The sequence below is a fragment of the Myroides guanonis genome, from assembly GCF_900114085.1.
Lineage (GTDB): Bacteria > Bacteroidota > Bacteroidia > Flavobacteriales > Flavobacteriaceae > Flavobacterium > Flavobacterium guanonis.
This window is the reverse complement of record NZ_FORU01000007.1, coordinates 1-26881: the sequence shown is the minus strand read 5'-3', so window position 1 is coordinate 26881 and position 26881 is coordinate 1. Positions and strand designations below refer to the sequence as shown.

General features: G+C 33.9%; 16 protein-coding genes. 6 read left to right on the top strand and 10 right to left on the bottom strand.

Annotated elements, in window-relative coordinates:
* Nucleotides 1-192: 192 nt before the first annotated feature.
* The gene (locus BM024_RS07260; RefSeq protein WP_090678803.1) at nucleotides 193-1293 is read left to right on the top strand and encodes a Fic family protein; all 1101 of its coding nucleotides are present in this window, start codon (nucleotides 193-195) and stop codon (nucleotides 1291-1293) included.
* Between the two features lie 232 nt (nucleotides 1294-1525).
* Here the strand turns inward: BM024_RS07260 and BM024_RS07255 are convergent, their stop codons facing one another.
* Both BM024_RS07255 and BM024_RS07250 read right to left on the bottom strand, forming a co-directional pair.
* Nucleotides 1526-2383 carry a hypothetical protein gene (locus BM024_RS07255; protein ID WP_090678802.1) on the bottom strand — a complete coding sequence of 286 codons (858 nt, stop codon included), beginning with the start codon at nucleotides 2381-2383 and terminating at the stop codon, nucleotides 1526-1528.
* Nucleotides 2380-4680 carry a tetratricopeptide repeat protein gene (locus BM024_RS07250; protein WP_090678801.1) on the bottom strand — a complete coding sequence of 767 codons (2301 nt, stop codon included), beginning with the start codon at nucleotides 4678-4680 and terminating at the stop codon, nucleotides 2380-2382. Before BM024_RS07250 ends, BM024_RS07255 begins: the two co-directional genes overlap by 4 nt.
* Before the next feature lie 561 nt (nucleotides 4681-5241).
* On the opposite strand from BM024_RS07250, the gene BM024_RS07245 reads away from it, so the two are divergent.
* Nucleotides 5242-6477 carry a YaiO family outer membrane beta-barrel protein gene (locus BM024_RS07245; protein ID WP_090678800.1) on the top strand — a complete coding sequence of 412 codons (1236 nt, stop codon included), beginning with the start codon at nucleotides 5242-5244 and terminating at the stop codon, nucleotides 6475-6477.
* On the opposite strand, the gene BM024_RS13865 is transcribed toward BM024_RS07245, so the two are convergent.
* From BM024_RS13865 to BM024_RS07225, 4 genes are read right to left on the bottom strand one after another with little or no spacing between them, the layout of a single operon-like run.
* Entirely contained in the window at nucleotides 6474-9911 is a 3438-nt protein-coding gene (locus BM024_RS13865; RefSeq protein WP_090678799.1) for a sulfatase-like hydrolase/transferase, read from the bottom strand. The genes BM024_RS07245 and BM024_RS13865 overlap by 4 nt on opposite strands.
* Nucleotides 9905-10981: a HEAT repeat domain-containing protein gene (locus BM024_RS07235; protein WP_090678798.1), complete on the bottom strand. Its 1077-nt coding sequence runs from the start codon at nucleotides 10979-10981 to the stop codon at nucleotides 9905-9907. The genes BM024_RS13865 and BM024_RS07235 overlap by 7 nt, the downstream gene beginning before the upstream one ends.
* 2 nt (nucleotides 10982-10983) lie before the next feature.
* Complete coding sequence (locus BM024_RS07230; protein ID WP_090678797.1) at nucleotides 10984-11340, bottom strand: response regulator transcription factor; 357 nt, start codon at nucleotides 11338-11340, stop codon at nucleotides 10984-10986.
* A 15-nt stretch (nucleotides 11341-11355) separates the two neighbouring features.
* On the bottom strand, nucleotides 11356-15243 hold the full coding sequence (locus tag BM024_RS07225) for a response regulator (RefSeq protein ID WP_090678796.1): 3888 nt from the start codon (nucleotides 15241-15243) through the stop codon (nucleotides 11356-11358).
* A 504-nt stretch (nucleotides 15244-15747) separates the two neighbouring features.
* Between BM024_RS07225 and BM024_RS07220 the strand changes: the two genes are divergently transcribed.
* The 3 genes from BM024_RS07220 (at nucleotide 15748) to BM024_RS07215 (ending at nucleotide 17593) form a co-directional block, all read left to right on the top strand.
* A complete protein-coding gene (locus BM024_RS07220; RefSeq protein ID WP_143077737.1) occupies nucleotides 15748-16608 on the top strand; it encodes a helix-turn-helix transcriptional regulator in 861 nt (286 codons plus the stop codon).
* Between the two features lie 384 nt (nucleotides 16609-16992).
* On the top strand, nucleotides 16993-17184 hold the full coding sequence (locus BM024_RS13640; protein WP_143077736.1) for a hypothetical protein: 192 nt from the start codon (nucleotides 16993-16995) through the stop codon (nucleotides 17182-17184).
* Nucleotides 17185-17245: 61 nt separating this feature from the next.
* On the top strand, nucleotides 17246-17593 hold the full coding sequence (locus BM024_RS07215) for a hypothetical protein (RefSeq protein WP_090678794.1): 348 nt from the start codon (nucleotides 17246-17248) through the stop codon (nucleotides 17591-17593).
* 45 nt (nucleotides 17594-17638) lie between these two features.
* Here BM024_RS07215 and BM024_RS07210 read toward each other — a convergent pair whose 3' ends face one another.
* From BM024_RS07210 to BM024_RS07195, 4 genes are all read right to left on the bottom strand, one after another.
* Entirely contained in the window at nucleotides 17639-20167 is a 2529-nt protein-coding gene (locus tag BM024_RS07210; RefSeq protein WP_090678793.1) for an alpha/beta hydrolase family protein, read from the bottom strand.
* Nucleotides 20157-21527: a RagB/SusD family nutrient uptake outer membrane protein gene (locus BM024_RS07205; protein ID WP_245753873.1), complete on the bottom strand. Its 1371-nt coding sequence runs from the start codon at nucleotides 21525-21527 to the stop codon at nucleotides 20157-20159. Before BM024_RS07205 ends, BM024_RS07210 begins: the two co-directional genes overlap by 11 nt.
* Before the next feature lie 10 nt (nucleotides 21528-21537).
* Nucleotides 21538-24537, bottom strand: coding sequence for a SusC/RagA family TonB-linked outer membrane protein (locus BM024_RS07200; protein WP_090678792.1), 3000 nt, complete (start codon nucleotides 24535-24537; stop codon nucleotides 21538-21540).
* 182 nt (nucleotides 24538-24719) lie between these two features.
* The gene (locus tag BM024_RS07195) at nucleotides 24720-25421 is read right to left on the bottom strand and encodes a hypothetical protein (protein WP_090678791.1); all 702 of its coding nucleotides are present in this window, start codon (nucleotides 25419-25421) and stop codon (nucleotides 24720-24722) included.
* Between the two features lie 1161 nt (nucleotides 25422-26582).
* Between BM024_RS07195 and BM024_RS07190 the strand changes: the two genes are divergently transcribed.
* On the top strand, nucleotides 26583-26881 hold a 299-nt coding region (locus tag BM024_RS07190; RefSeq protein ID WP_394333273.1), incomplete at its 3' end, for a hypothetical protein.

Here is a 26881-nt window from a genome sequence, read left to right as displayed (position 1 = left end):
CTGTAAATACGTGAATGCTTGAAATAGTACTACTTAATATATTACACTAAATCGCAAAATACAGGAAAATGAAAAGCCAAAACTATAAATCTATTAATTCCCTAAAATAATATTATACAATGAGCCGATTAAACTAGATAATCGGCTCATTATTTTCGTATATTTGAGCCGATTACTACAATTAATTGGCTCATGAAATACAATTGGCAACATGAAAACTGGAAAAACTTCGAATATGATTCTTCTATTATAGACGAAATAGTCATAGAATTTGCATTAGAGACTGGTGAACTTAAGGGAATTGTAAACACGCTTGCTGAAGATATAAAACAAGACACCATCATTCAGTTCATGATTGATGAAGCAATAAAAACTTCTGAAATAGAAGGAGAGTTTTATAGTCGTAAAGATATTATGTCGTCTATTAAGAACAGAATAGGTATCCACCCTTCTATCAGTCATATCAAAGACATAAAAGCTCGTGGAATTGGAGAATTAATGGTAGAGGTTAGGGAACAATATAATACCGAATTAAGCGAGAATTTAATCAAACATTGGCACAGTTTACTTTTTAATAATACAGGGACAATTCTAGCAGGGGAATATCGCAAAGGTAACGAACCTATGGTCATAGTTTCAGGTGCTCATGGTCGTGAAGTTATTCACTATGAGGCGCCTCCTTCAACAAATGTACCTAATGAGATGAAAGATTTTGTAAATTGGTATAATTCTTACAATATACAAAGCAGTGACATAAAAAATACTCTAATTAAAACTTCTATAGCTCATCTATATTTTGAAACTATACATCCATTTGAAGATGGAAATGGACGTATTGGTCGTGCTATTGCAGAAAAGTGCTTAGCTCAATGTTTACAAAGACCTCTACTCATGAGTTTATCAAGTTCAATTGAAAAGGACAAAAAATCTTATTATGACGCTCTTAAAAATGCACAAAGAACTTTAGAAATTTCAAAATGGATTTATTTCTTTTCAAAAACAATTGTACATGCTCAGAAACAGGCAAAAAAGACAATCCATTTTATATTAAATAAATCAAGTTTTCTAGATAAGAACAAGTCAAAACTAAACGAACGTCAGCTTAAAGTAATTCTCAAAATGCTTGACAAAGATGGTGAAGGATTTGAAGGAGGAATGACAGCAAAAAAATACATGTCAATTACAAAGATTTCAAAAGCAACTGCTACTCGTGATTTACAAGACTTAACCAATAAAAATGTATTACATGTATCTGGTTTTGGTCGTTCTATTTCTTATAGTCTCACTATTTAAAAAATAATTCAGTAATCTTCAACTCCTATCCAGCCAACTGACTACTTTTATATAACCTGAAGGCTAGAATGTCCCATTCACTGAAACAATTTACTAGACTATTTATTAATGCTCTGTTCTGGTAATTGTGTTTTCGCATTTTTGATAATCGTATCGAAATCACTCACGAGAGTAGTCCGTTCATAAAGAGATTGCGGGTCAAGCCCGCAATGACGTGAGAGGTGGAGATGCATTACCCTTTACTCATCACAACTCGTTGTTCTGTTATAGATTTAACTTTAACCACTAATGATAAATCTTCATTGATAATTATAGACATTTCCATCGGTAGATTTACATCATTACGCACTATATAATTTTCCTTAATGTCATAGTCTAAAGTACCAACTCCTTCTCCACTAGCACTCATATTGGTTTTGGATCCAGTAGTTTCTAATTCAATTGATTGTACTATATCAAAATGTGCTAAACTTCCCTTGATTTCCTTTAATAAATAATTGGTTCTTATTATAAATGAGATAGTACCAATACCATCAATAGGAATACTCATTGGAATATCCATATCGAAAGAATCACCTATTTTCAAAGGGTTTGCTGGAAACTTGACAGCCTCTTGCATGTTCTCCGCAGTAGTTTTCATAATATCTCTCAATTGGTCTGTGAGTTGATTTCCAACTATAGTGTCCAATGAAAATCTATTATTAGAATCATAGGTTCCCATAATCTTTACTCCTAAAAACGGGTTTCCTTGATCGGTAGTTTGTCCATTGACGGTCATGTTATTAACCATGTTTTTGTATTCCAACACTCCCTTAAATTCGCCTAAATCATTTGAACTATATGTTTTAAGTTCAAGATTAATAAACATCTCATTATCTGAAATCATTGGTAAACTAACTCCATTCTTAGTTATTTCTTCTATTATCGCGGCGTTTCCTGTAAAATCAGTTTCCGTATAAGAGGTGGTTTTCATATAGGTTTTATAAACCTTATTGGGTTTAAATACAGCCTTAAACAACACTTCTTCCTGTGCGAATACAGCAACTGTATTCAACAGCAATAGAACTACAACACTTAGTTTTTTAATCATAATTTCTGTTTTATCAATTTCACTTTTAAATTATTTTCTCCGAATGCATCTGTGTAGATTCGAAGGGCTTTTTGAAAAAATTGCTTAGCAAGTATGGCATCATTTTTCTTTTCATATAGAACTCCATATTCATAATACAAATCCCCAAAAAGATCATGTGTAGGTTTGTAAAACGCGCTAAAAACTGCATTTGAATCCGACAATAATTGAGAAGCTTTTTCCAATTGATTAGTCTTTATCATTACTATAGCGTAATTCAAATAGACCGTTCCTAGATGTGCGTGTTTACCCTCGAAATTCAGTTTGTATGATTCGATTGATTCCTTGAACAATCGCTCTGCTTCTTCGTGTTTACGAGTATCCATTTTAACCAATCCCAATCCATTTTTAGCAGAACCAGAACTTGCAGCATTGGGTTCTCCTTTTGACTCGTTGTAGTGGATAACTTCACTGTAAATAGAATCTGCCTTTTGATAATTGCCCAAATGATAATTCACATAAGCCATCGTATTGTAAAACTCTAAGTTTCTAGCTACGACCATATACCCTTCCTCTTTGGATAAACTAGTTGATTCTTCCAAGTATTCTTCTGCCTTAGAATAATCAATCAATTTAACGTAGAAATTCGCTAAGTGCATATAAAGAGGAATAAAACCACTTTCATTATTAGTTTGCTCATAAAGCACCGAAACTTCTTGAAACAAGGTTGCCGCTTTGTCATAATTCCCCACTGCAAAATTTAGATTTGCCGATAACAAAATAAGCTCACTTCTGACTGATTCACCTTTATTTGCATATTCTAAAGCTTCTTTTAAAGATTTCTCAGAAGCCTCATATTCAGATAATACATAATTGCATTGCGCTATATAGAAGTGAAACAACATATTAAAAGTAATATATTCAAAAGACCCCTCTGGTATTAAATTGAAATTGCGCTCTAGAATCTCTTTACAGCCATAATAATCTTGTTTCAAATATCTCAATAGTGCCTGGTTTAGAACTACTTTAGGATACATATGTGCTATATCAGCATTGTTTTGCTTCTCATCATAAAGTTCTAAAGCTAGCTGTAAATAATGTTCAGCCTCTTCAATACCGTCAGTTAGCATATAGTTTTGAGCCAAATCTGTATAGGTCAAAACTTTATATTTCTTATAGTTTTTATTCTGTGGATCTACTTCAAAGTAATTCAATGCTTCTTCTAAAAATTTGATTGCTGCATCATACTCTTGACGTTTTACAGCCAATTCGGCAATATTCATTAAGAAATCACCAACATAAAACTGTTTCTCAGTTTCGGTTTTTGCAATCAATTCAGAAGTTAGTGAATTGAAATATTCAGCATTCTCCAATTCATTCAATCTCATAGAAGAAATAGCTAGCTTCCAAAAAACAGAAATCATATGAAGATTCCATCCTTCACTTTCATTTTTCAAAATTTCAGATAAAACAAACGTTCTATTCAAAAATGAAATTGCTTCCTCGTAATTGTTAACATCCATTTCAGATTCAGCTTTAGCTAAATAAGCATCCATTAACTGTTCTATTGCCCCTCTAAACTTATTAAAATCCTCATCACCTAATAACCAACTAAAGTCTTCTTTAATGGTATTAGATTCATAATCTTCCAATAGAAGCACTTGCGCTCTCGTTTTAAACTCAGTAAAAAAATTTTCATGACCTAGATTCACCCATTTTAAAGCATATTCTACACCTATTTCTGCGGCCTCGATAGCTTTATCTACTTTCCCATCATCCCTGAATTTTTCATAAGCCACCATATAATCTAAAGCCTTTAGATTATACCAAAGTGGTTTATTTCCATTATGTAAAGCCAACATAGTTTTTGTATATACTTTCGAATATCTAGGGGTATATATAAAAAAAGTAACAAACAGAGCCAAGATAAGAGAACGACACCAAATCGGTTTTAGAAATTGAAAATCTTTAGAAAATAGTTTACCTATCAATAGAACAATAGATATCCCAATCGCAATAACATAATTAGGTCCCAAAAAAACCAGCATTCTTAGACCATCTACTTCAACACTATAAAAAGCTATCAAGAAAGCAAAAATGGCCATAGCAAAAGAAAAGCCTCCTATCATAGATAAGTAGATGTAATCACCATGAAGTTTTAAAACCCTATACCCCAGCATTCCATAAATAAACATCCATACTAAATGAATGGTATAAAAGATCACATTATACAGCCCCTCATAACTGCCAAAATCTATAAAAGCTAGTAGATAGATAACGACCGTTATGAGCAATACTATTTTCTCTATTTTTTTCATTAGTTTTCCTAATTATTCTTTTTAAACAACACATTTTAATCTTTCTAAAGTGTGATATTTATTAGGGCGCTAATATAGTTTTAATTATTAAAATTAACAGGATTTTAATAGGCTAAGAAGCAAAGAAGCAGGGCCGAGCGTTAGGTTTTAGTCTAGTAGACTAAAATAGAGACGGAGCCAGCAGGCGCGTCGGGTTAAGAGGCAAATTCGTGAATTTGTTGATTTCTTGATTTCTTGATTTGTCAATGTGTTAATGCGTTGATATGGTGAGTTGTTGATGTGAAGAAGCTAATGCGTAAATTCGTGAATGTACAAATTCGGCTATTCAATCTCCTGCATCTAACTTTCGTCCAATCATTTCGCGCTTGATCCACAATCTCATTTAGTATATAACATCTTATCATAATATATTCAACTCCTAGTAGTTTAAAAACACAAAAATGCTTGTATATAAACATTTAGTTTTTACATTTTAAGATTTACAATTCATTCTAAAATTAAAGGTTCTAATCAATAAAATCTGTCTAAAAACACTTAGTTTTACATAAAAAACAAAGTTAAATGAAAAGATATATTGGCTTAATATTGTTGTTAGTATTCCCCATTACTTTTTATAGTCAAGAAACTAAAAACTCCGATGAATTATTTTCGATGGCTCGTAACAAAGCTTTTGAAGAAAAAGATTATTCAGCTTCAATCATATTGGCAAAACAAGCTTTAGAACTATCCCCTGATTATGTCGATATATCTGTTTTCCTAGGTAGACTCTACACTTGGAAAGATGAGATTGAAGAAGCTAGAAAGGTCTTTGAGTCCCTTGATGAAAGAAATGTACAAGATGAAGATTTCTTCATGGCTTATGCCTCTTTAGAATACTGGAATGATCAACCTGAAAAGGCACTTTTCATACTTGATAAAGGTTTAACTAATCACCCTAAATCGGAAGACCTTTTACTTTTAAAAGCGAAAGTTAGTTCTGGATCTAACGCTTATGAAGAAGCAGAGAACACTTTAACTGCGCTTTTAAATATCAATCCACAAAATGCAGAAGCAAGAGCGCTTTTGGCTAGAATTAAAGAGTTAACTGCAAAGAATAGTATTGGAATAACCTATAATTTTTCGCATTTCGACAAGCAATTCGACGATAATTGGCATATTGCAACAGTAAGTTATAAGAGAACAACTCCTTTAGGTTCGGTTATTTTAAAGGGTAATTTTGCAAATAAGTTTAATGAGAATGGTACACAAATAGAGTTAGAGGCTTATCCAAGTATTTCCAAAACCTTTTACCTCTATGCGGGTGTAGGATATTCTGATGATGTAGGAATTTTCTCAAAATACAGATCAGGTGTTTCTCTTTATGCAAATCTCCCTCGCAGTTTTGAAGGGGAAATTGGTTTTCGTTATCTTTATTTCAGCAGCGATATTTGGATGTATACAGCATCTATAGGAAAATATTACAAAGACTTTTGGTTCAATTTACGTACTTACATCACTCCTAGTAACGAAAACATCTCACATTCCTATACTGGAACTGTACGTTATTATACCAAAGGAGCTAATGATTATTTTGCATTTCAAATTGGAACGGGAATCAGTCCAGAAGAGGTCATTAACAACCTATTGATAAACGATACCTATAAGCTCAAAACGTACAAAATTGGAGCTGATTATAATTTCACAATTAATAAGACAAATGCTTTTTCAGTATCTGCTACGTATTATAATCAAGAGTTTAAACCAAATCAAAAAGGATCACAATACGATTTTAGTATAGGATATTCCAAAACCTTTTAGGGTTTTGGAATATTTATTTTTTTGTAACTATTATATATAGAATCTGGCATTAATTTCTTTTGTTCATAGAACACAGCATTTCTTTTCTTGAATTTTTCAAAGTTTGTTTTAAGTCTATTCAATTCTAGCTCATCTTCGACATTTTCTTCTGAAAGTCTATTGTCTAACTTAAAAACTTGATCACCCACTAAATGGTAATTCCCATATATATAATCATTCAATATGGTTTTAGCTTGCATTATAGGAATACCTACTCTATTGTCTCTTTCATCTATCTGTAAACCATTTCCTATCCAAGTCACATTGGTTGGTGTTATCAGACCATAGTTCTCTCTATAAAAGGCTAAAACCGATGGTGCAATATCAAAATGACTCACAATATTTCGAAAATGCTTATTTTGCTTTAATAAAGGTGAATAAATAATCAAAGGCACATGATACCTGTCTATCTTGGTTTCAAAAGGAATTTCTGGCATACTGTGATCTCCTGTAATAACAATAATTGTATTCTTAAAATCTGGATGTTTTTTGTATTCTTTAAAGAAATCTTTCAAAGCTTCATCTAAATTTAAAACCGATACAAGCTGCTTTTTATTTTCTAAAGCCCATTTTCTCTGATCGTCTGATAATTCATTAGACTTCACTCTTCTCTGAAAGATCTCTTCGAAATGTTTAGTATCATTTATAAGAAAAGGGTGATGTGTAGAGAGTGTTAATGCCACATTAAAGTAGGGTTCTTTTTGAACGTCTTTAACTTCCATCATTTTTCCAAATACCGCTTGATCCTCATAGCCCCAACTCTCTCCATTACTTTCAGGTAATTTTCGATAAGGTGGTCCAAATGATTCAACACCTATAATCGAATCAACTTGACTATATTTTAAAAAAGGTTTAGCATTGTCAAAAGATACATTACCACCATAAAAATAACCTGTTTCAAATCCATTTGCTTTCAATACATTGTACAAATTGAAATGATCGGCTGTTTCTTTCATCTCTAAAAATCCATTCTTACCAAAAGGAAGCGATCCCAAAAGAGTAGGCAGCACAGCAAATGTCCTACCAGAAGAACTAACATTATTTTCCCAATACAAACTTCTACCAGCTAGAGAATCTATGAAGGGTGTAAAATTCCCAATATAACCATTCTTAGAGCTATACGCGTGACCTAATCCCTCAACTACTATGACAACTAAATTAGGTGTCACGTCTGATTTATTAAAATAGCTCCCTAAAAGGTCGGGGGTATTCTCTTTTTTAAGAAATGGATAGTTTTTATTAGTGCTTGAATCTTCTTTAGTATCACCTTTGAATAGACCTGTAAACTCAGCAATAAAAGACTGATTTTGAACAAAATCAACAGAAGAAGACTCTGCAAAATAAGACCATTTAGATTTTCCTGCGTTTAGTTCGAATTCGTTGATTTCACCAAACGATTTAGAAAGAATGGTATCAGGAATTAAAAAGGCTAAAAACCCGATACCCAACAAAATCACACTTGTATAAATTGATTTTAACCTATACTTGTCCGCTAACCAAAATGGTATATATACTATCATAAATAGCAATACTAGCAAGGCTATATTCTGAAAATTCAACATATCTCCAGCTTGCAGAATCTGTTGTAACTCGTTTTTGGAGTAGTAAAATAAATCAGCTCCCAAAAGATTATTCGATTCAGAGAAATAGATAAACAAAATATAATGTCCCACTACCAATAGTGTTCCAACTATTTGTATGGTAATTCTAGCCCATTTTTCTTTCAAAAAATTAAGAACAATAAAAAGTATTCCGCCTATAAGGAGTGTCTTTATTACAAATGTAAAATTTTGAAACAAGAGATTTTTCCCAATAACAGCTAGATTCATTTCTCCAAAAACATGCATATACCATAACCATTCTGCCAACACCGCTATAGCAAATAACATTGTGAAGACAAGAGCAAATGATCCAAAGGACTGTAATGCGTATTTACCAATTGCAACGATTCTTTCTTTGCGGTTTAAACCTTTTGTGTTTTGAGCAAAACCTTGCCTAGTCATATCGCCCCAAGCCGTCGATTTTTTAAAATAATCAATAAATCCACCAACACTTGCTTTAACAACGATAAAGTGAAAATAAAAAGGCTCAAAAACAGCCGTAGCAATCAGTATAAGGAAATCCTTTCTTTTAGTATAAACCTGATGACTAATTAGATCAACCAATATGGCATAGATAGAATATAGTATTCCAATAGAAATAACAAGGGCAAATAAAACCAAAAAGAACGACCAGTTTATAATACCTAAAACTAAAAAAAGCAGAAAAACTATATAACCGAAGAACTCCACTAAAGGACCTAAAAATTCAAAGAAAAACCAATATGGAAAGCTAATCATACCAAGCTTACCATATTTTCTTTTAAAAATTAATTCTCTGTGTTTCCAAAGAGTTTCCATGGTTCCACGCATCCATCGATTACGCTGTTTCATAAGGACCTCTTTCGTTTCAGGAACTTCTGTCCAGCACAAAGGATCTGGTATATTAACTACTTCATAAGCCTCTTTTTTATCTTCCATATACCTTCGCATACGAACGACCAACTCCATGTCCTCACCTACTGTACTGCTATCATAACCTCCACATTTCAAAACAATTTCCTTGTCAAAAGCACCAAAAGCGCCTGAGATTAAAATCAATCCTGATGCTCGAGACCATGCCATTCTTCCCAATACAAATGCTCTAATATATTCCAAAGCTTGTGATCTTCCCAACCATGTTTTTGGAATGTTTACACTTGTGATTTTACCGTTTTCAATCACACAGTTATTTGCCAAGCGTATTACCCCGCCACAAGCTATTACTCTCTTATCTGTTTGCTGTAGAAAAGGTTTGGCTAACTTAAGAATTGCATCTTGTTCCAAAATACAGTCAACATCAATACAAACAATGTATTGACCAGATGAGACGTTAATTCCCACATTCAATGCATCTGCCTTGCCACCATTGAATTTGTCAACAACAATAAGCTTTTTAAAAGCGGGATTCTTACTTTTATAAACAGCCTTAATATCCTTTGTTTTCAGCTTGCCTTGAACGAAAAATGAAACCACTTCTAGCTCATATACTTCAATGAGCTTTTGCATCGAGTCATCTTTACTGCCATCATTGACAATAATGATTTCTAAATTGTAGTAAAACAAGGATAAAAGCGACCTTACATTATCTACAATGGTCATTCCTTCATTATATGCGGGGGCTATTAAGCTAAAAACAGGTCCATTAGGATTTACAGCAATTTTACTGTAATCCGTAAATGTGTTTTCCTTTTTGTATCTCACAACCGCTCCCAATGCATAGATACCTATCCATACATATATTAGAAAAACAGCCGATGAATAGACCAGAAACAACCAGATAAATATTTCATATAATATGTGTGCAAATCCTACCATCTCTTTACCTGCATTGCATGTTTAACAATAAGAATCAATTCTTCTGATGTTTCTTGATTATTTATAAGTTCAATTAAATAATCTTTTAGTCCAAGAGCAATAAGTGCTTCAGCAGCAATTATTCTTATAGAAGCCAATGTGTGATTAGACAATTGCGTTTTAAAAAATTCGACAAATCTTGAATCTTTAGCGGCTTTTAAAACCTTAACTATTTCTAATTGAATTTCTTGAGGTTGCGAATCATAGCTTTCTATCAAATCATCTACAGTAGAAAAACCCTCCAAAGTCTGTAAGGTTCTCACCGCTTGAACACGAACTTTAACTTCTTGATGATACAAGCATTCTTTTACTCTATCATAAAAGGCAAATAATTGGAATTTTCGAATTAGTTTCAAAGTAAAAACAACAACTGTAGTATTTTGACTATCCAACCATTCCATCACTTGTTCAGTTCCCGTATCTGGAATATTCACAATAGAATTTAAAAGCCGTAGCTGTTGCCAATCAGAGATAGGTTTTGAAAAGGTTTTTAAAAAGTTAAAACCCTCAAAACCTTTAAGCGCTACCATAGCATATTGAGCTTCATGATATACATTGGCATATTTATAGTGTAGAAAGCGCTCTATTTCTGGAAGAAACTCGCGAGCTTCCATAGCTGTTAGTTCTTGAATACCGCCAATAATCATATAACTCTTTCTTTGATTTAATCGCTTAAGAGCTTCTAAATGCAATTGATACTTAACGAAAAGATTTCTAATCTCAACATGTGCAACCCCTGAAAAGTTTTTTTCAGATGCAACCAATCTTTCAAGAAATAGCGATCGGAACGATGATCTCTTCATCAGTCTATTGAAAACACTTTCATCTAGATCTTCATGCGATCCATTAACGATTGCTTCCGTAATTTTCATGTCGATATACCTTGTCCAGACGTTAATGCGATTTTGAACCCGATATCTATAAAAACCATAAATGAGTACGAAACCAATTAAAGCAAGAACTATAAATAAGACAGCTACTAAAGCCAAAAATAAATTATGCACTCCAATAGCTAAAGATAGTCCTATCATAATTATAAATTTGAAAGCTTTTTAATTCTCAATAACAATTCATTAGGGCTAAAGGGTTTAACCATAAAATCAGAAGCTCCTAAATCGAATGCCTCTAAAACCACTTCTTCCTGCCCCATGCTTGAAAGCATAATTACAGGTATTTTTTTATTAAGTGTTTTCATAGCAGCAAGTATCTCCGTACCCGATGCAAACGGCATCATAATATCTGTAATAATTAAATCTATATCAGTATTTTTAATAGTTTCTATAGCATCTTTCCCGTTTCTTGTGCAAATAACTGAGTACCCTTCTTTGATTAACTTATATTCTATTGTTTTCAAAATCAATTCATCATCTTCGGCAATTAAAATCAACATATTTCAATATTTTATTTAGTTGTTAGTAAGTTTATTCATCACTTTAAGTGATTGTTCTATTTCATTTCCAATTTCATCCAACATCAGTTGAAAGTTATCTGGAGTTATATTTTTCTCCCATATAGATGCGCTATCCGCCAATTTAAACAGGCCTGCAGTTCCAGCGGTTCCTTTTAGTTTATGCAAATAAGCCTTCAACTCATCTAATGCTTGTATATCAGAGAAATGCAACAATTTTTCAGCAGATTGTTTCAATTCTGAAATCACAAGATTCAGGAAGAAAACTTTAAACTCTTGGTCGTTACCAATCTGTTCTTCAAGCATCTCGGTATTTACAAAATCCTCTAGAATCAATTCAGCATCCAACGAATCTGATTTCAAATATTTACCCAACATTGTAGAGAGATCAACCTGTCTAAGAGGCTTGGGCAAGAAATCTGTCATTCCTGCATTCAAACAAACATCTCTTTCCTCATTTGCATTTCCAGCAGTTACACCAATGATAGGGACTTCAACATAATTTGGAATCAACCTAATTTGTTTCGTTGCTTCGATTCCGTCCATTACAGGCATTTGAACATCCATTAAAATAAGATCGAACTGCTCCTGTAAACATTGCTCCACAGCCTGCTTTCCATCCACTACTTCAATCAATCTCGCATTTGGTGTAAGCGCATTCATCATTCTTAAATTAAGCACTCTATTAACCGCATTATCATCTGCCAACAGAATATTCATAGACTTCGAAAAGACTTCATTCTGGAGGCTAGTTACAGGTTTTAGAACTTCAACATCCTTTTTGGCATTGTTAATGGCTCTTTTTAAAATACTGTATAGTTCCTCAGACTTAATAGGTTTCAACAAATAATAAGATCTATCGTTCTTCAAGAATGACGAAATAGCCTCGTGTTCTTCAGAAGAGGTATGCAACACTACAAGAGGAATCGTCTCTCCTTGTTTTATAAACAACTCCTTTATTTTATCAATCGTTTCTAAACCAGATAAAACAGGCATGTGATAATCCATCAGAATAATATCAAAGCGCTCTCCTTTCATTAAAAAGTTCAAAGCCTCCATACCATTTGCGGCCATTACCGACTCAATGTTCTTATAAGCAAGCATGTGACTTAGAATAACCCTATTGCTTTCATTGTCATCTACGATAAGCACTCGGTTAATCCCCAATTCATCCATGGTTTCACATTCTTCTTTTTCATAGGGCACTTCAATATCAAAATAGAAAATAGACCCTTTACCTAAATCGCTAACCAATGAAAGACTACTCCCCATATACTTTAGGATATTATTAGAAATAGTCAATCCCAATCCTGTTCCCCCATAGCGTTTACTAACCGAACTGTCTTCTTGAGTAAAAGCATCAAAAATGCGCTGTTGTTTGTCTAAAGGAATACCTATTCCCGTATCTCGAACTGAAAAGCGAAGTGTCATATTTCTATCTTCACTCTTAATCTTTTCTACCTTAAATTCAATCTCTCCGTGATCGGTGAATTTCACTGCATTCCCCAATAGATTCATCATCACCTGTTTTACTCTTGACTCATCAATGAGTATCGTTTTTGGCAATCCTTGTTCTACGTTAAGCAGCAATTCAATATCTTTTTTCTGAGCTTGATATAGAATAACGTTAACCACCTGATGTGTTAAATCATAAATATTATGTCTATCGATGAACAATTCCATCTTGCCCGATTCAATTTTAGAAAAATCAAGGATATCATTAATAATACTCAATAGACTATTACCCGACTCATTTATGTAGTTGAGATATTGTTTTTGAACTTCGTTCAGAGGGGTTCTCAACAACAAATCAGAAAAGCCAATTACTCCGTTAAGAGGTGTTCGAATTTCATGACTCATGTTGGCCAAAAACTCAGATTTTGCTTTATTGGCAATATCAGCTTGTTTTTTAGCCAGGGTTAACTCCTGATTTACCTTAACAGAAGCAGTGATGTTCTGTGTGAAAATGACCATTCCACCTATAGTATCATTTGAAATATTCCATGGACGAACTTCCCAACTATGATGTTGTGGTTCATCTAATCCACTAACTTCAAAAACCTGATCCTCATTTTTATATGGTATTCCACTTAAAGCATTTTTATATATGTTTTTTCTTTCCTCTGTAATGTGAGGGAAAATATCATACATGTTTTTTCCAATGAGATTCTCTTCTTTAATATGGAATTCATCCATCCAACATTTACTCACAGAAACATAATTAAGATCCTTGTCTAACATAGCTATAGCCGCTGGAACATAATCGATGAAAGACTGTAACATCGCTTCTTTCTGTTCCAATTCGTCATACATGTTTTTGAAACTATCTATATCTTTTATTATTCCAAACACTTTTACACAAACTCCATTTTCAAACTCTGGAATTCCCTTCACACGAACCCAAATCGTAGATCCGTCTTTTCTCATTAGTTGTAATTCCTCGTCGTATGGAATTCCTTTCTCTATAGCTTGTGAAAACAGAAACTTAATTCGTTCCTCACTTTTAGGTTCATAAAAGTGAATAGCTGTATCTAGATCTGGAACAAAATTATTTTCTACTTGGTGAATATTCTTAGTAGATTCAGACCAGAAAATCGTATTCTTTTTCAAGTCTATTTCCCATCCACCCACCTGAGCAACAAGACTTGTCTGTTCTAATATTTTCTTTGTATAAAGTAGATCTTTCTCCAAATTAATACGTTCGGTCATGTTTAATGCCGTACTAACAACATATGGGTTTCCATCGTCGTCAATTTCTACCATATTGTGATACATCCAAAAAATCTCATTTCCATCTTTGGATTTCAACAACATCATACCGCTATCTTCCTTTTTTTCAGCAATGCGTTCTAGGTATTGATTCAGCAAAGGAATTCGGTGTTCTGGAACAAGTTGGTTCAGATTCATATTTGCTGTTTCCTCTTTCGAATATTTGAGCAACTCTCTTCCCTTCTCGTTAACACCTAAAATATTACCTTGCATGTCATGCATGCTAGTCAATCCGATACCGTTTTCGAAAAAATTCCTGAACCTGCGTTCAGATCGTTCTAATTTTAAACGTTCTTCTAATTCTTGAGTAATGTTTCTTCCAAAACAAAAGATTTCATTGCTCTCACTATTCATTTTAAAAAGCCATTCTATTACTACAGAATCACCTTCTATAAGTTGTGTGGTTGAATTGAATTCGACTCCTTCGCTTAATCTGTCGACATGAATATCCAATGTATTACTATGCCCTAAAACATCTCTAAAGTCAGAACCGATAATCTCATCAACCTCTATTTTAAAAGTCTTTTCAAAGGCCGGATTAACGTCCTTTAATGTAAAGTCCTTATCTAAAACACATATAATATTATTTGTTATTTCAAAAGTCTGGGAAAAGTATTCCGCATGTTTTTTCCTGCTTTTACTAATTAATATTTTGGAAACAGCTACTCCTAAACGCTCTAAAAAAGAAAGTTGTTTTTCAGTAAGCGTTTTAGGCATTGTATCAAATATGCAAATTGTTCCCAAAACATTATCATCTTCATCAATTAATGGAACCCCGGCATAAAAACGAATTCCACCACTCTTCATTAATTCATTACCAACGGTTCTTTCATCCAACAGGGTATCGTTAATCACAAGGGTTTCTTTCCCCACAATCACGTATTGACAAATAGTATTTTCTCTATCAACAACATCCAGAGACATTCCCACACAACTTTGAACTATTTGAGTTTCGGCTCCCATTATACCAATCAGAGAACCAAAAGAATCTGTAACAAGAGAAGCAGCCTCTGCGAAAACATCCAACTCTGTGTTTTTCTCAATTTTTAAGAGATCTAATAATCTCAGTTTATCAAGTCTCTTTTTTTCACTCTCGAAAATGGGGCTCTTCTCCATGCTTCTATTTATGATTTTATGTATCAAAACACCCAGTTATCAAGGTTCTAGCTGGGTGTTTTATAGTCGATAAATGTAGTGTTTTAATAAAACAGTTTAAATTTTATCTATGCAAATTATATTAAATTTTACATATTTTTCTAAACGCACTATAAAAACAGGCTATAAATAATTAAATATCTCAACATTAATCATTTGTATGTTTTAAAAAACACATTTTGCATGATTTTATTATAAGAGAATTTGTTAAGGAGCGAAAAAGCTAATCGCAAAGCGCAAAGCGCTAAGAGCAAAGAGGCAAATGCGCAAACCGCGCCCCATCACTCATTAATTCAAGTAATTTATCTAAAAATTATATTAAAATAATCACTGAAACTGATAATTATCATTTTATATCTTAATTGAATGCAATATATTTACAGATTTTTCAAACAATTACTACAGAGGGTATTAGTAATACAATTAATGACAAACTAAATATGTAAACACCTAAAACATCATGGAATGACTCTAGAACTACACCAAAATCTAACAGATGTCTTAATCTCTTTTTGCGAGCAATACGCTATTATTTTACAAAGGGAATTGGAAATTGAGGGGCTTTTACCACAAAGTCTCTTAGAAAAGGGTTCTGACTTTATAAATCGATTACTCGATTTACAGTTAGAGACTAAGTATTTTAACAATTTTAAAGAAAAAAAAGCGCTTATACATACTGTAGATATGTGTTTTCAAATTGATAATGATAAGATACAATCTGTCTTCAGTTCTGTTTATTCCACTACGGATCGGCAAGAGTTTGTTTCTAGCTATATACAACTAAACCTATCTAAATTTCAAATTAGGGAAGAGAACAAACTAACTCCCTTTTCATTTATACTTCCTTTTAAAGAAGATACCTACACTACTCTTTTTGGCTATATCTATCTAGACGGCACTACCGAAAGCTTATGGATATTGATTTATGATTTCAATTTTCACTTTTCACCTGATGCAAACCATACCAGAAACATTGGATACTTCAATTTAAAGTTAATGTGTGCAACCTATTACAAAGAAGATCCAAAGAGGGTTTTGGATTTAGATGAGCATAATTTGGAAAACTATATAAGCCAATCGTATCCTAATTTAATTTCAAAATTCAGAATAATTATTGGTTTAACACTTAAGGAATATCACTTTCATCAGCGGATGAACCTCGTATTGCAAAAACTATACTTTGAAGATAAGGCTATAAAAGAAATAGCTATTGACTTAAATTATAATTCAGACAACACCTTGTATGGAGATATCTCAAAACACTTCAAACACAATAGTTCAGAGATAAAAAGATATAACTACACTAAAGCAAAGGATTTACTGTGAAAACATTTAATTGAAACTAAGCGATTTAAGTCTAATTCTCACCTAAAATAAAATATATCACCCAAAAAGAGGAGTGAATCGTCCAAAAAAAGATTTTATCACCAAAATATAGAGAAAATAGCAAAAAGATTTCTCAAATCTATTTTGGAATTTTACTAATCAGTAAAAAAACAAAAAAGGCTTTTGAAAAAAGTTTTCAAAAGCCTTTCTGGTCTCACAAAAAAAAGACGTTTAACCTTAAAATGTAATATGAGCTATTGCTAAAACTATTAATATGAGATCCATACTGTTTCGTTTTAGTATTATAAAATTACAAAAAGAAAATAGAACAAAAAAATATTTAACACTATATAAGCGAAAACCTATTTACTAAAAATAATAGCATTGGAAAGAGTTCCTACAGCAAAAGAAATTAGTGTTTTCTGCAAATATTGGAGTTCCAAGCCCTTTGAAAGAAGAGTTGACGATTTAGAAATGCGCATTCAAAACGAACCATTCCACTTTCAACACCAGCAGTCAAAAACTGTTGTGATGCTTAATGGAACTATTCTCAGTTCAGGAATAGGCAGCCATTAAAAGGAGAACGCTAGCCCTCTCCTATTAATCTATTAGGACTAGCATTATAATTTTTAAAATTATGAATAAAATTAAAAATATCATAGTAGCTCTAGGAGTTTTCACTATGATGATAGTAAGCGGTTTTGCAATGGACACCAATCCACCGACAGAGCCAGTAAAAGTAGTTATTGAAACAGAAGTGGTTGAAGAAGCACCTCAACAAGTTTTAATGGGTTATGGATATAAAGATGGTTCAGGAAACTGTGTCTTTCATTCAGCAGTACCCCCTCAAAATTGTTCGATAATGAATAATGGAGATATATGTACTATAGAAATTGACGAGATACTCTATCCAATGTATTTTATGACACGACCATCCACTAGCAGTCCATGGATATGTGTGTTACCACTTAGAAAACCTCTTTAATTTAATAATAACCATTTATAGAGACGCCCTTTTTGGGCGTCTTTTTTAATAATTATTGTAGTCAATTCCTTTTGCAATCCACTCTTTATTCGTCTCCCCTTTCAAATAATAATCAAACCAATCCAACACTCTATAGGTCAAGTCGAGTTGTTCTTTTTTATTATTGAAACTATGCCCTTCCCTTTTGTAGAACAGTGCAATAACAGGTTTTTGATAACGCTTTAAAGCAATGTACATATGTCGTGTTTGTTCCCAATTCGAATTATCGTCTTTCATTCCCGTCCACAGCAAGACAGGTGTTTCAAAATTCTGAGCAAAGTGAATCGGTGAATTTTTATAATACTTGGTTGAGTTATCCCCAAATGAATCTCTTAAATCTTGTTGAGGGCCCTCTACTCTAAACCAATTCGGCATTTTCAACATATAATTATATTCATAATTAAAACTAATTAAATCATGAGCCCCTGCTCCACTTACCCCTGTTGCGAATAATTTTGATTGACTCAATATAAAACTAGTCTCATAACCACCAAATGAATGTCCCATTAAGCCAAGCTTTGTTTTGTCTATAGCAGGTTCTAAAGCAGTGATTGTCTCAATGCCTTTAGTAACGCATTCCAAGGCAGAGAGTCCAGCACCTTCTTCCGACACATAGGTATCGGGTTGAAAAACAAAATAACCCTGTTCGTTCAAAACTGTTCTATTAAATCCTTTAGTATCAAAAACCTTAGGAATCTCAAAATAAGAACCTATAGCATTTTGTCTCTCATAAATATAAGTCACCATTGGGTATTTTATAGAATGGTTAAAATCTTTTGGATACCAAAGTACTCCTGTTAAGTCCACTCCATATTTGTCTTTGTAGTGAATCACTTTTTGTTTTCTCCAATTGTATAATTCTTTGGGAACAGCAGCTTCTAAAAGTGTAGTCACCTTTCCTTTTCTAAATACTTTCACAGTTGGGGGTTGATTGTAATTCTCCTCCGTCCACACCAATGTTTGTCCATCATCTGAAACTCCTCTGTTCAAATAAGAGGTGTTTAATCTATTTGATGTAGTATCAACAATATTTGTCAACTTTCCTTTAAAGAAACTGTAATATGAAGTTTTATTATTGGGTTGGTCAATATAAAAAAGCGTCGGTTTATTTACATCTACATAAACGGAATTGCCCTCTCGTATTGAATTGACTATTGAAAATCTATTCTTCCCTTTCAGATTCGTAATCTTTCGAGTTTTTTGGGTTGTAACATCATATTGCAATAAGTTTTCATAGTTGTGATAATAAATAAATCGAGAATCAGACGACCATATAGGAAAATTAAATGTATCTGTATTCAAAAAAGACATTCGCTTCCCAGTCTCAAAATCATAAATCTCCCATATATCGTTTTTAGGGTATAAAATATATCTATTATCAGGTGATTTTCTATAGTAACTCTCAAAATTTATTGCGGTAATTAAATCTCCTATTTCTTTTGCAGTATCAATTTGAAACAGTCGATAGCGCACCTTTTCAAAGGTCTCTGAATAATCTTGCAATTCTAAAGGGTCATATACCAATAGATAATTCGGGACTCCTATATTCAGATACTTTTTTTTAGCATCCTGAGGTAATACAATAAGTTCTTCTTTCGAACTTTGATAAACAACCGCTTTCGTTTCACCTTCCATTTTTGGAGGATAAACACCCGATTCTCCCCATCCTGCACCACTTGTTTTATATTTCAATTCTCGATCATTTCCATTCCATATATCTAAATAGTCCTTAATAGGATCTTTTTCAACAGCATTTAGAACTTGATAACTAATAAAAAGGTCGTTATTAGAAAAGAAACTACTCCAAACATTACTTATTGATCTTTCTTCTTTGGGCAGTTCTATTGTTTTAAAACTTCCCTTGCTTAAATCTATCAATACAATATTCTTATTTTCCAAAATACTACTTATGACATCTTCTGAGAAACTCCATGTAGCTCCGCTGAAACTTTCTTTTAAATCTAATAACCTTTTCTCTTTCAAAGTTTTTAAGTCTAAATGGTATAGTACGGTTTCTCCTTCTTTTTGATATAACAACTGGTTTTTGGAAGGGTTCATGGAATAACTCGCTATTTTCTCAAGTTTAAGAATCTCTTTCGCGCCCTTCTTCTCATATTTTCTTAGTACCAATTGGTTATTTTCATTTATAAAGTACAATGTTTGCATGGCTTCTATCCAGTCTTGCTGTTTTAGCTTTCCTAAAGAAATTTCTTTTTGAGTCTTTAAATCTAACTCCACTGTTTCTGCTGCTCTCCTTCCGATTAGAAAATCTATCGCTGTAAATTGGTGTTGAGAAATACCTGTTATCTCGATTCTCTTTTTAGTTTCTATATGCAATGCGAATCCTTTACTTTGACTTCTGTTATTTGGATAATTTAGATATACAGATACCCAATCTCCTTTCGAAGAAATGGATGAAATTAACCATTGATTCCATCTAGTATCTATAGAAATACTATCCCGTTGGTGCGAAGCCAACGAGATAGTATAGTATAATAACAAAATTACTAGCAAACCGAACTTCCTAATACCCATAATTCTGTGGTTTTAGATTCTCGTTCAACAGTAATTCAGATTCAGGTATTGGAAGTAAAGCGTGCTTCGTTTCCCAGTTTGGTTTAATGAGTTCTAAATCTTGTAGACGATTGTTTCTCTTTAAATCTAGAAAACGATGCCCACCTTCTGTGAAAAACTCTCGTTGATATTCAGCTAGCAATTCGGTTATAAAATCAGCTTTGTTCAAGGTAGTAGGCAAACCCATTAATCCTCTTCGAGTTCGAATCTCGTTTAAAACATTCACTGCATCTGACACTTTTTCTTGATAAGCCAACGCTTCTGCTTTTATAAAATAAGCCTCTTCCAAACGGAAAACGATAGAGTATTCTATAGGTGCATTAAAAAGACCTTGATATTTATAAACATGCCAATAAGAATCCACACCGTTGGTTACTTCTTTCGTCCATTGTTGCAATCTTAAATCATTTGGTTCAAAAGCTTGCATTTGAGTATTGGATAAAGCTATTCGAGTTGGTGGTAAAGTCGTAAAATTATAAATTGCGGATTCTGGAGTGTTTGATTCTGTTTGATATATATCGTAAGGACTTCTTTGCCAAAGTGTGGAAAAAGCACTCTTTTTAAACACTTTGTTTAAATCGGTTTCTAAAACATAAAGTGGATTATCAATTATGTTTTGAGCATATTGCTCCACCAAATCAAAGCGCTTTTGCAATAGATAGTTCTTTGCTAATACCAGTTCTACTACTGCTTTATTGGGATAAATACGATCAGGATGTCTATATGCATTATCCATAGACTCCAAAGCTGTTTTCAAATCTTTTTCCACTAAATCTAAAACCTCTAAATAGGTCTTTTTTCCAATGCGACTGTTCGCTTTGTAATCAGTAGTTGTCACATAGGGAATATCTCCAAAAAGCTGAGTGAGATAATGATAATACAAGCCTCTTAAAAAATAAGCTTCTCCCAACAGCGCTTTCTTATCCCTTTCCTCCAAAGCATTCGAAGCCTCTAATCCTTCTATAAAAGCATTGATGTGATAAATATCGGAATAAGATAGATTCCATAATTGGCTAACAATAGGTTCAGAAGCTGTTAAACTATTCGCATAAAAAAAATCCTCTTGAAGAAATGATTCCAATTCATCCGTGTATTTACTTAAGTTTCCATCTCCCATTCCATCAAATAAGAAGGCTCCTCTAAAATTGGAATATATGTTTGAAAGCGCCGCATTGATGGTGTGCTTATCTGAAAACACAGCTGGCGTGTTGAGTTGATTGTCGGGTAGTTCGATTTCTACCATGTCTTCGCAGGCGATTAGGAATAGACTTAAAATCAATAGGCCTACCCCCTTTTTTATAGGAGCATATAAATTGTTCATAACAAATAAATTAAAAAGTTAATTGCATTCCAAAAGAAATGGTTCGCAATGGAGGTAAGTTTCCAATAGATGTAAACTCTGGGTCTATACCGTAATAATTAGTCCAAGTCCAAAGGTTCTGTCCTTGCACATATAAATTCAATAGTTCTATACCAAGTTTAGGTAAAGCTAGTTGATAGCCTAAAGACAGATTCTTCAAGCGAATAAAAGACGCATCCGAAATAGCACGGTTGCTTTCTCTTAAGAATCCATAACTATTAGAAGCTGCACTACTTGAAGAATGAGCTTGCAGGTATTTTCCCTCTAAATTGGAGGGTGACCATCTATCTACAACTCTTTCGGGATAATTAGTAATCAAAGTGCCTGGTCTGGTCATTATATTATCAAAATTGAAATTTGTTTGTTTTACGAATTGAAACAAGAAGTCTAAACTAAAGTTCTTATACGAAAGGGTGTTTTGAAGTCCACCGTGGAACTTCATCTCTCGTTCAACAAACACTTTTTTATCTTGAGTGTTTATGATATTATTATTGTCATAATCTGTGAATTTGTAAAGCCCTGTTGAAAGATCAATACCTTCATAATTGTAGGTCGAAACTAGATTAATACTCTTTCCAACCACATAGCTATTCTTATAAGTAGATTCTTCCAAACCAGCAAAAGCAATTAATTTGTTTTCAGGAAGTGAAATATTAAAGTTCGTAGTCCAGCTCCAATCTTTCTTTCGAACATTGATAGTGTTTAAAGTGAACTCCCACCCTCTATTCTGAATGGTAGCGCCGAAATTATCGGTGATGGAAGGAAAGCCAGTTATTCCGGGTAGTTTAATATCTATTAGCTGATTGGATGATCTGTTTTGATACCACGCCAAACTTGCATTAATTCTATTCTTAAACAAGCTCCATTCCAACGCCATCTCCAACTTAGTTGTTTTCTCCCAACTGTAGTTGGGATTAAAAAGACGAGAGGGATATAAACCCGACAATCCATCATAAAGATCGGTGTTAGCGGTATAAGTATCCAAATACATATAATCCCCTACATTGTCAGAGCCCGTTGTTCCATAACTCCCTCTAAGTTTACCAAAACTCAACCAAGACATATTTTTAGCAAAGGTTTCTTCAGAAAAAATCCAAGCAGCACCCAACGCTCCAAAATTTCCAAACTTATTGTTATCTCCAAAACGGCTAGAACCATCTCTACGCCCTGTTAAGTTCACTATATACTTATCCTTATAAGCATAATTCAAACGAATAAAAAGTGCTGCATATTTATACTCACTCCCTTTAACTTGGTTGATGATTTGCATTTGAGCTAAACCTATATTGGTTATAAAAGCATTAGAACTGAACCCAATTCCCATATTGCTAAATAAATCACTTGAATTCGATTGAAAGGTTCCCCCGACCAAAGCTTTTAGACTATGGTCTCTAAACTTCTTTTCCAAATGAATTTGAGGTTCAATGATAAATGAATCGGAGTTATTAGTTCCTTTTTGAGAAATAGACCAAAAATCACTAGTTCGATTAAAGGAAGGGTTCCAAATAGTATGAGGTTCTAAAACCCGATCTTCTATACTATTAGTGGTCACCCCAGCATTTAGCTTAATACTCGTTGATGGCAAAATCTTATAACCGATTTGTGTGTTCAACACCAATAGTCGTGTTTCACTATCATAGGTTTTCCCCAGAGGAGCCAAAGGGTTATTAAAAGTACCATCCTGCCAGTTTAATTTTCCATTTGGCTGGTATAAAGCAGGTGCGTTTGGAGGTAGTTTCAACGCAGGAGTGGTTAAATCCGCTGATGGTAAATCATTGGTTGAAACAGAATAATTCGCCATCACACTAATATTCCATTTATCATCTTGCGAACGATGGTTTAAATTAATCAAAGCTGAGTTTCTAACAAAACCTTTACCCGATTGTGGAAAAACGGTTCCATTCTCACCATGTGCAAGATTTACATTAAACCTTGTGAAATCATTACCTCCTGAAACACCCAACGCAATATCCTTACTAATCGCAGTTCCACCTATCAATTCTTTTTGCCAATCGGTGTAGCGATTTCTATCCCACATTCCGTTCATATCATATGCATTTGCAGGAAAAACGGTGATTCCATCATTAGAAAAGGCCTCGTCTCGCATTTGGTTGAACTGTTGCGTATTCATCATGTCCATAAACTTTCCAACCTTTGAAAAGCTGGTAGAAGAATTAATCGTAAAACGCGTTTTACCCGCTATTCCTTTCTTTGTAGTAATCAACACCACTCCATTTGCTCCACGTGAGCCATAAATAGCCGTAGCATCTGCATCTTTTAAAATCTCAATGCTCTCAATGTCTTTCGGGTTAATCCCATTTAAAACACTTATTTTATTTTGGAAAAGCTTATCTGAAAGCAGGGAGTTATTAGCTGTAATATTTTCTGAGATTGGTAATCCATCTATGATGTATAAAGGAATATTTGCCCCCACCCCACTTGAACGAAAGCTATTTCTACCACGTATTTCAATATCAAACCCTCCTCCAGCTATTCCGGTGTTTTGTGTAATATGAACCCCTGCCATTCGTCCTTGAATAGCTTGCAATGGATTCACCACAGGACTCAACTCTATATCCTTAGCGGTAATTTTAGCGATGCTTCCCGTGCGTTCTCGTTCCTTTACAGAATAGTACCCCGTGTTGATCGTAATCTCTTTCAAAGACTCAGTGTTTTCATTGAGTTTTACAATTAGCACGTCTGCCTTCACCTCCCTTTCTTGGGAAGTGTATCCCATATATTCAAAGAGCAAACTCGCTCCTTTAGGTGCTTTAATCTTAAAAGATCCGTTATAGTCAGTTACTGTAGCGGACTGTGTTCCTTTAATAAGAACGGTCACCCCTACTAGTGGACCTTCTGCTCCATCTACTCTACCCTGCACAGAAATAATTTCCTGTGCATAGAGTGAAGTAGATAAACAAAAGAACAACCACAGTAAGCCGATACAGCTTATGTTGTATTTGTTTTTCATAATTTAAAAGTTGATTTGTGAATGCAATTATTCGTTGTTAGGAGCCCGTGCGCCTGCTGGCTCCATCGTTATTTTAGTCCACTGGACTAAAACTTAACACTCGGCCCTGGTTGTTGGTGATTAGATTATAGACTGACCCAATACCACTAAAATCGAGCATCGAGCAACTAACATCTAGTAAGCTATTTAAAAGGATTAACCTTCATCATCTTCACGGTAATCACGGTATCTTTAGTTGCCGTAAATTCTAAAATTTCATAGCCATGTGCTCCTATAACAATCCGACCACCTTTAAGCACTGTATAGTCATATTTTCCATTTTTATCAGAGAAAATATGTGCACAATTACCAGGCACTTTTTCAGTAAATACATCTACCTGCCCTATAGTTGCATCTTTCATAGGTTTGCCGTCAGGAAAACTGATTTTACCTGATATCTTGATGCGCTTATGAATATCTATTTTCTTTTCAAAATCTGTTAATTGATTGGCTGGATAAGGAGGTGGACTCGTTCTTTTAGACGGACTTAAAACAACATCTATGGTCTGAGTCTTGTCTAATTTAGTAAGTGTTCTAGGCATATATCTGTTATATCCATCTTGAATAACGATTGTTCCGCCTTTGTTGATAGTGAACTTGAAACTCCCATCTTTCTCCACAAAGGTGTGTCTGTTTGTTCCTATTTCATTTCCGTCTACCAAATAATCCGCTACTCCCTTTTCAATGACTGTGATGATCCCTATCGGCGGTTTTCCGGTGTCTTTTACCGTTACCTTTCCTGTAATGGTTACTTTTTCTTTCTTTTGAGCGTAGTTCGCTCCACTTAGCATAAGTGTTGTTATAATCAATATAGTTTTGATTAATAGTTGTAATGAGTTTTTCATTTGGTTGTATTTTTTTAATTAGCTAATTCGTTGATTTGTATATCTGTGAATTTGTTGATTTGTTGTTAGAAGCCCTTGCGCCTGCTGGCCTCTTCACTAAAAATGTTTACTAGACATTTTTTTAACGTTCGATCCTGCAAAGGAGCGAAGAAGCAAAGGAGTAAGGTCGAGCGTAAAGTTTTAGTCTACTAGACATTTTCTTAACGATCGGTCCTGCAAATTTGCGAAGAGACGAAGGAGTTAAAATCTGATTACTGTCTTCAGTTTCCTGTCCCCTTTATGGCCACCACGCCTGCTGGCTCGTTCGCTATAAATGTCTACTAGACATTTATTTAACGCTCCGCCCCCCCCCTCGTCTACTGTCTACTGTCCCCTTTTTAAAGACATAGTTCTTCCGTTACGCGTTCCAACATCCCGTTGAAAGCATCGTAAATTGTTGTGTGTTTTTACTTGTAGGTATCCGTAAACAAGTGTGTAGAATTCCAATCTGAGGTCGCAAAACCTTGTTAGTAATACGGATTTTCATTTTTAGTTTTTAGATGTTAGATGCTCGATGTTAGATGCTCGATGTTCGAAAGTCGTTAGTCGTTAGTCGATGCTCGATGTTCGATAGTTCGAGACTTGGGTTAGTTCGAGACTTGGGTTAGTTCGAGACTTGGGTTAGTTATAATTTGAGTAATTGAAAGTCATTTTTATAGCTAAGAGGCTAATGAGCAAAGAAGCTAAGGGAGAATGGTAATTGGTTGTTAGTTGTTAGATGCTCGATGTTCGTTGGTTGTTATGCTGTTACGAGGTTAGGAAGTTATGTTGTTACTCACTAAATGCTCAGAACTCGATAGTTCGAGACTTGGGTTAGTTATAATTTGAGTAATTGAAAGTCACTTTTATAGCTAAGAGGCTAATGAGCAAAGAAGCTAAGGGAGAATAGTAATTGGTTGTTAGTTGTTAGATGCTCGATATTCGTTGGTTGTTATGCTGTTACGAGGTTAGGAAGTTATGTTGCTGGTTGGTTGGTAGATTCTCTACCGTCAATCCGCAATCTCCTTTAAAACTATACTTTACCTCTCCTATTCTATATCCAACATCCTTTAAAGCTCTATTCAAAGTCCATTTAACCTCTGACCCGTCCTGAAATAGCTGTACAGTTCAAAACAAGAAAAAATGGAAAAATCAGGACAAAAAACCAGTCAACGTTACCATCTAAAGTTCATAGAAAAAGTGGTCCAGGAAGTTGAGTTTGGAGCTACACAAATTTCAGTTATAAATAAATATAATTTAAATAAAACCACGGTCAATGGTTGGATGCAAAAATACGGTAGTCAAGAGTTTTTTAATACTCGACAAGCTCGTAGATATTCAACTAATCTAAAGCGGAAAGTACTTTTGAGTATTAAAGAAGGAAAGATGAGTATTCAGGAAGCTAAGGTGGCTTATGAAATCACAAGTGTTATGACCATAAA

Coding starts and splice junctions, on each gene's coding strand:
- BM024_RS07260 (WP_090678803.1), top strand. CDS start 193: ATGAAATACAATTGGCAACATGAAAACTGGAAAAACTTCGAATATGAT.
- BM024_RS07255 (WP_090678802.1), bottom strand. CDS start 2,383: ATGATTAAAAAACTAAGTGTTGTAGTTCTATTGCTGTTGAATACAGTT.
- BM024_RS07250 (WP_090678801.1), bottom strand. CDS start 4,680: ATGAAAAAAATAGAGAAAATAGTATTGCTCATAACGGTCGTTATCTAT.
- BM024_RS07245 (WP_090678800.1), top strand. CDS start 5,242: ATGAAAAGATATATTGGCTTAATATTGTTGTTAGTATTCCCCATTACT.
- BM024_RS13865 (WP_090678799.1), bottom strand. CDS start 9,911: ATGGTAGGATTTGCACACATATTATATGAAATATTTATCTGGTTGTTT.
- BM024_RS07235 (WP_090678798.1), bottom strand. CDS start 10,981: ATGATAGGACTATCTTTAGCTATTGGAGTGCATAATTTATTTTTGGCT.
- BM024_RS07230 (WP_090678797.1), bottom strand. CDS start 11,340: ATGTTGATTTTAATTGCCGAAGATGATGAATTGATTTTGAAAACAATA.
- BM024_RS07225 (WP_090678796.1), bottom strand. CDS start 15,243: ATGGAGAAGAGCCCCATTTTCGAGAGTGAAAAAAAGAGACTTGATAAA.
- BM024_RS07220 (WP_143077737.1), top strand. CDS start 15,748: ATGACTCTAGAACTACACCAAAATCTAACAGATGTCTTAATCTCTTTT.
- BM024_RS07215 (WP_090678794.1), top strand. CDS start 17,246: ATGAATAAAATTAAAAATATCATAGTAGCTCTAGGAGTTTTCACTATG.
- BM024_RS07210 (WP_090678793.1), bottom strand. CDS start 20,167: ATGGGTATTAGGAAGTTCGGTTTGCTAGTAATTTTGTTATTATACTAT.
- BM024_RS07205 (WP_245753873.1), bottom strand. CDS start 21,527: ATGAACAATTTATATGCTCCTATAAAAAAGGGGGTAGGCCTATTGATT.
- BM024_RS07200 (WP_090678792.1), bottom strand. CDS start 24,537: ATGAAAAACAAATACAACATAAGCTGTATCGGCTTACTGTGGTTGTTC.
- BM024_RS07195 (WP_090678791.1), bottom strand. CDS start 25,421: ATGAAAAACTCATTACAACTATTAATCAAAACTATATTGATTATAACA.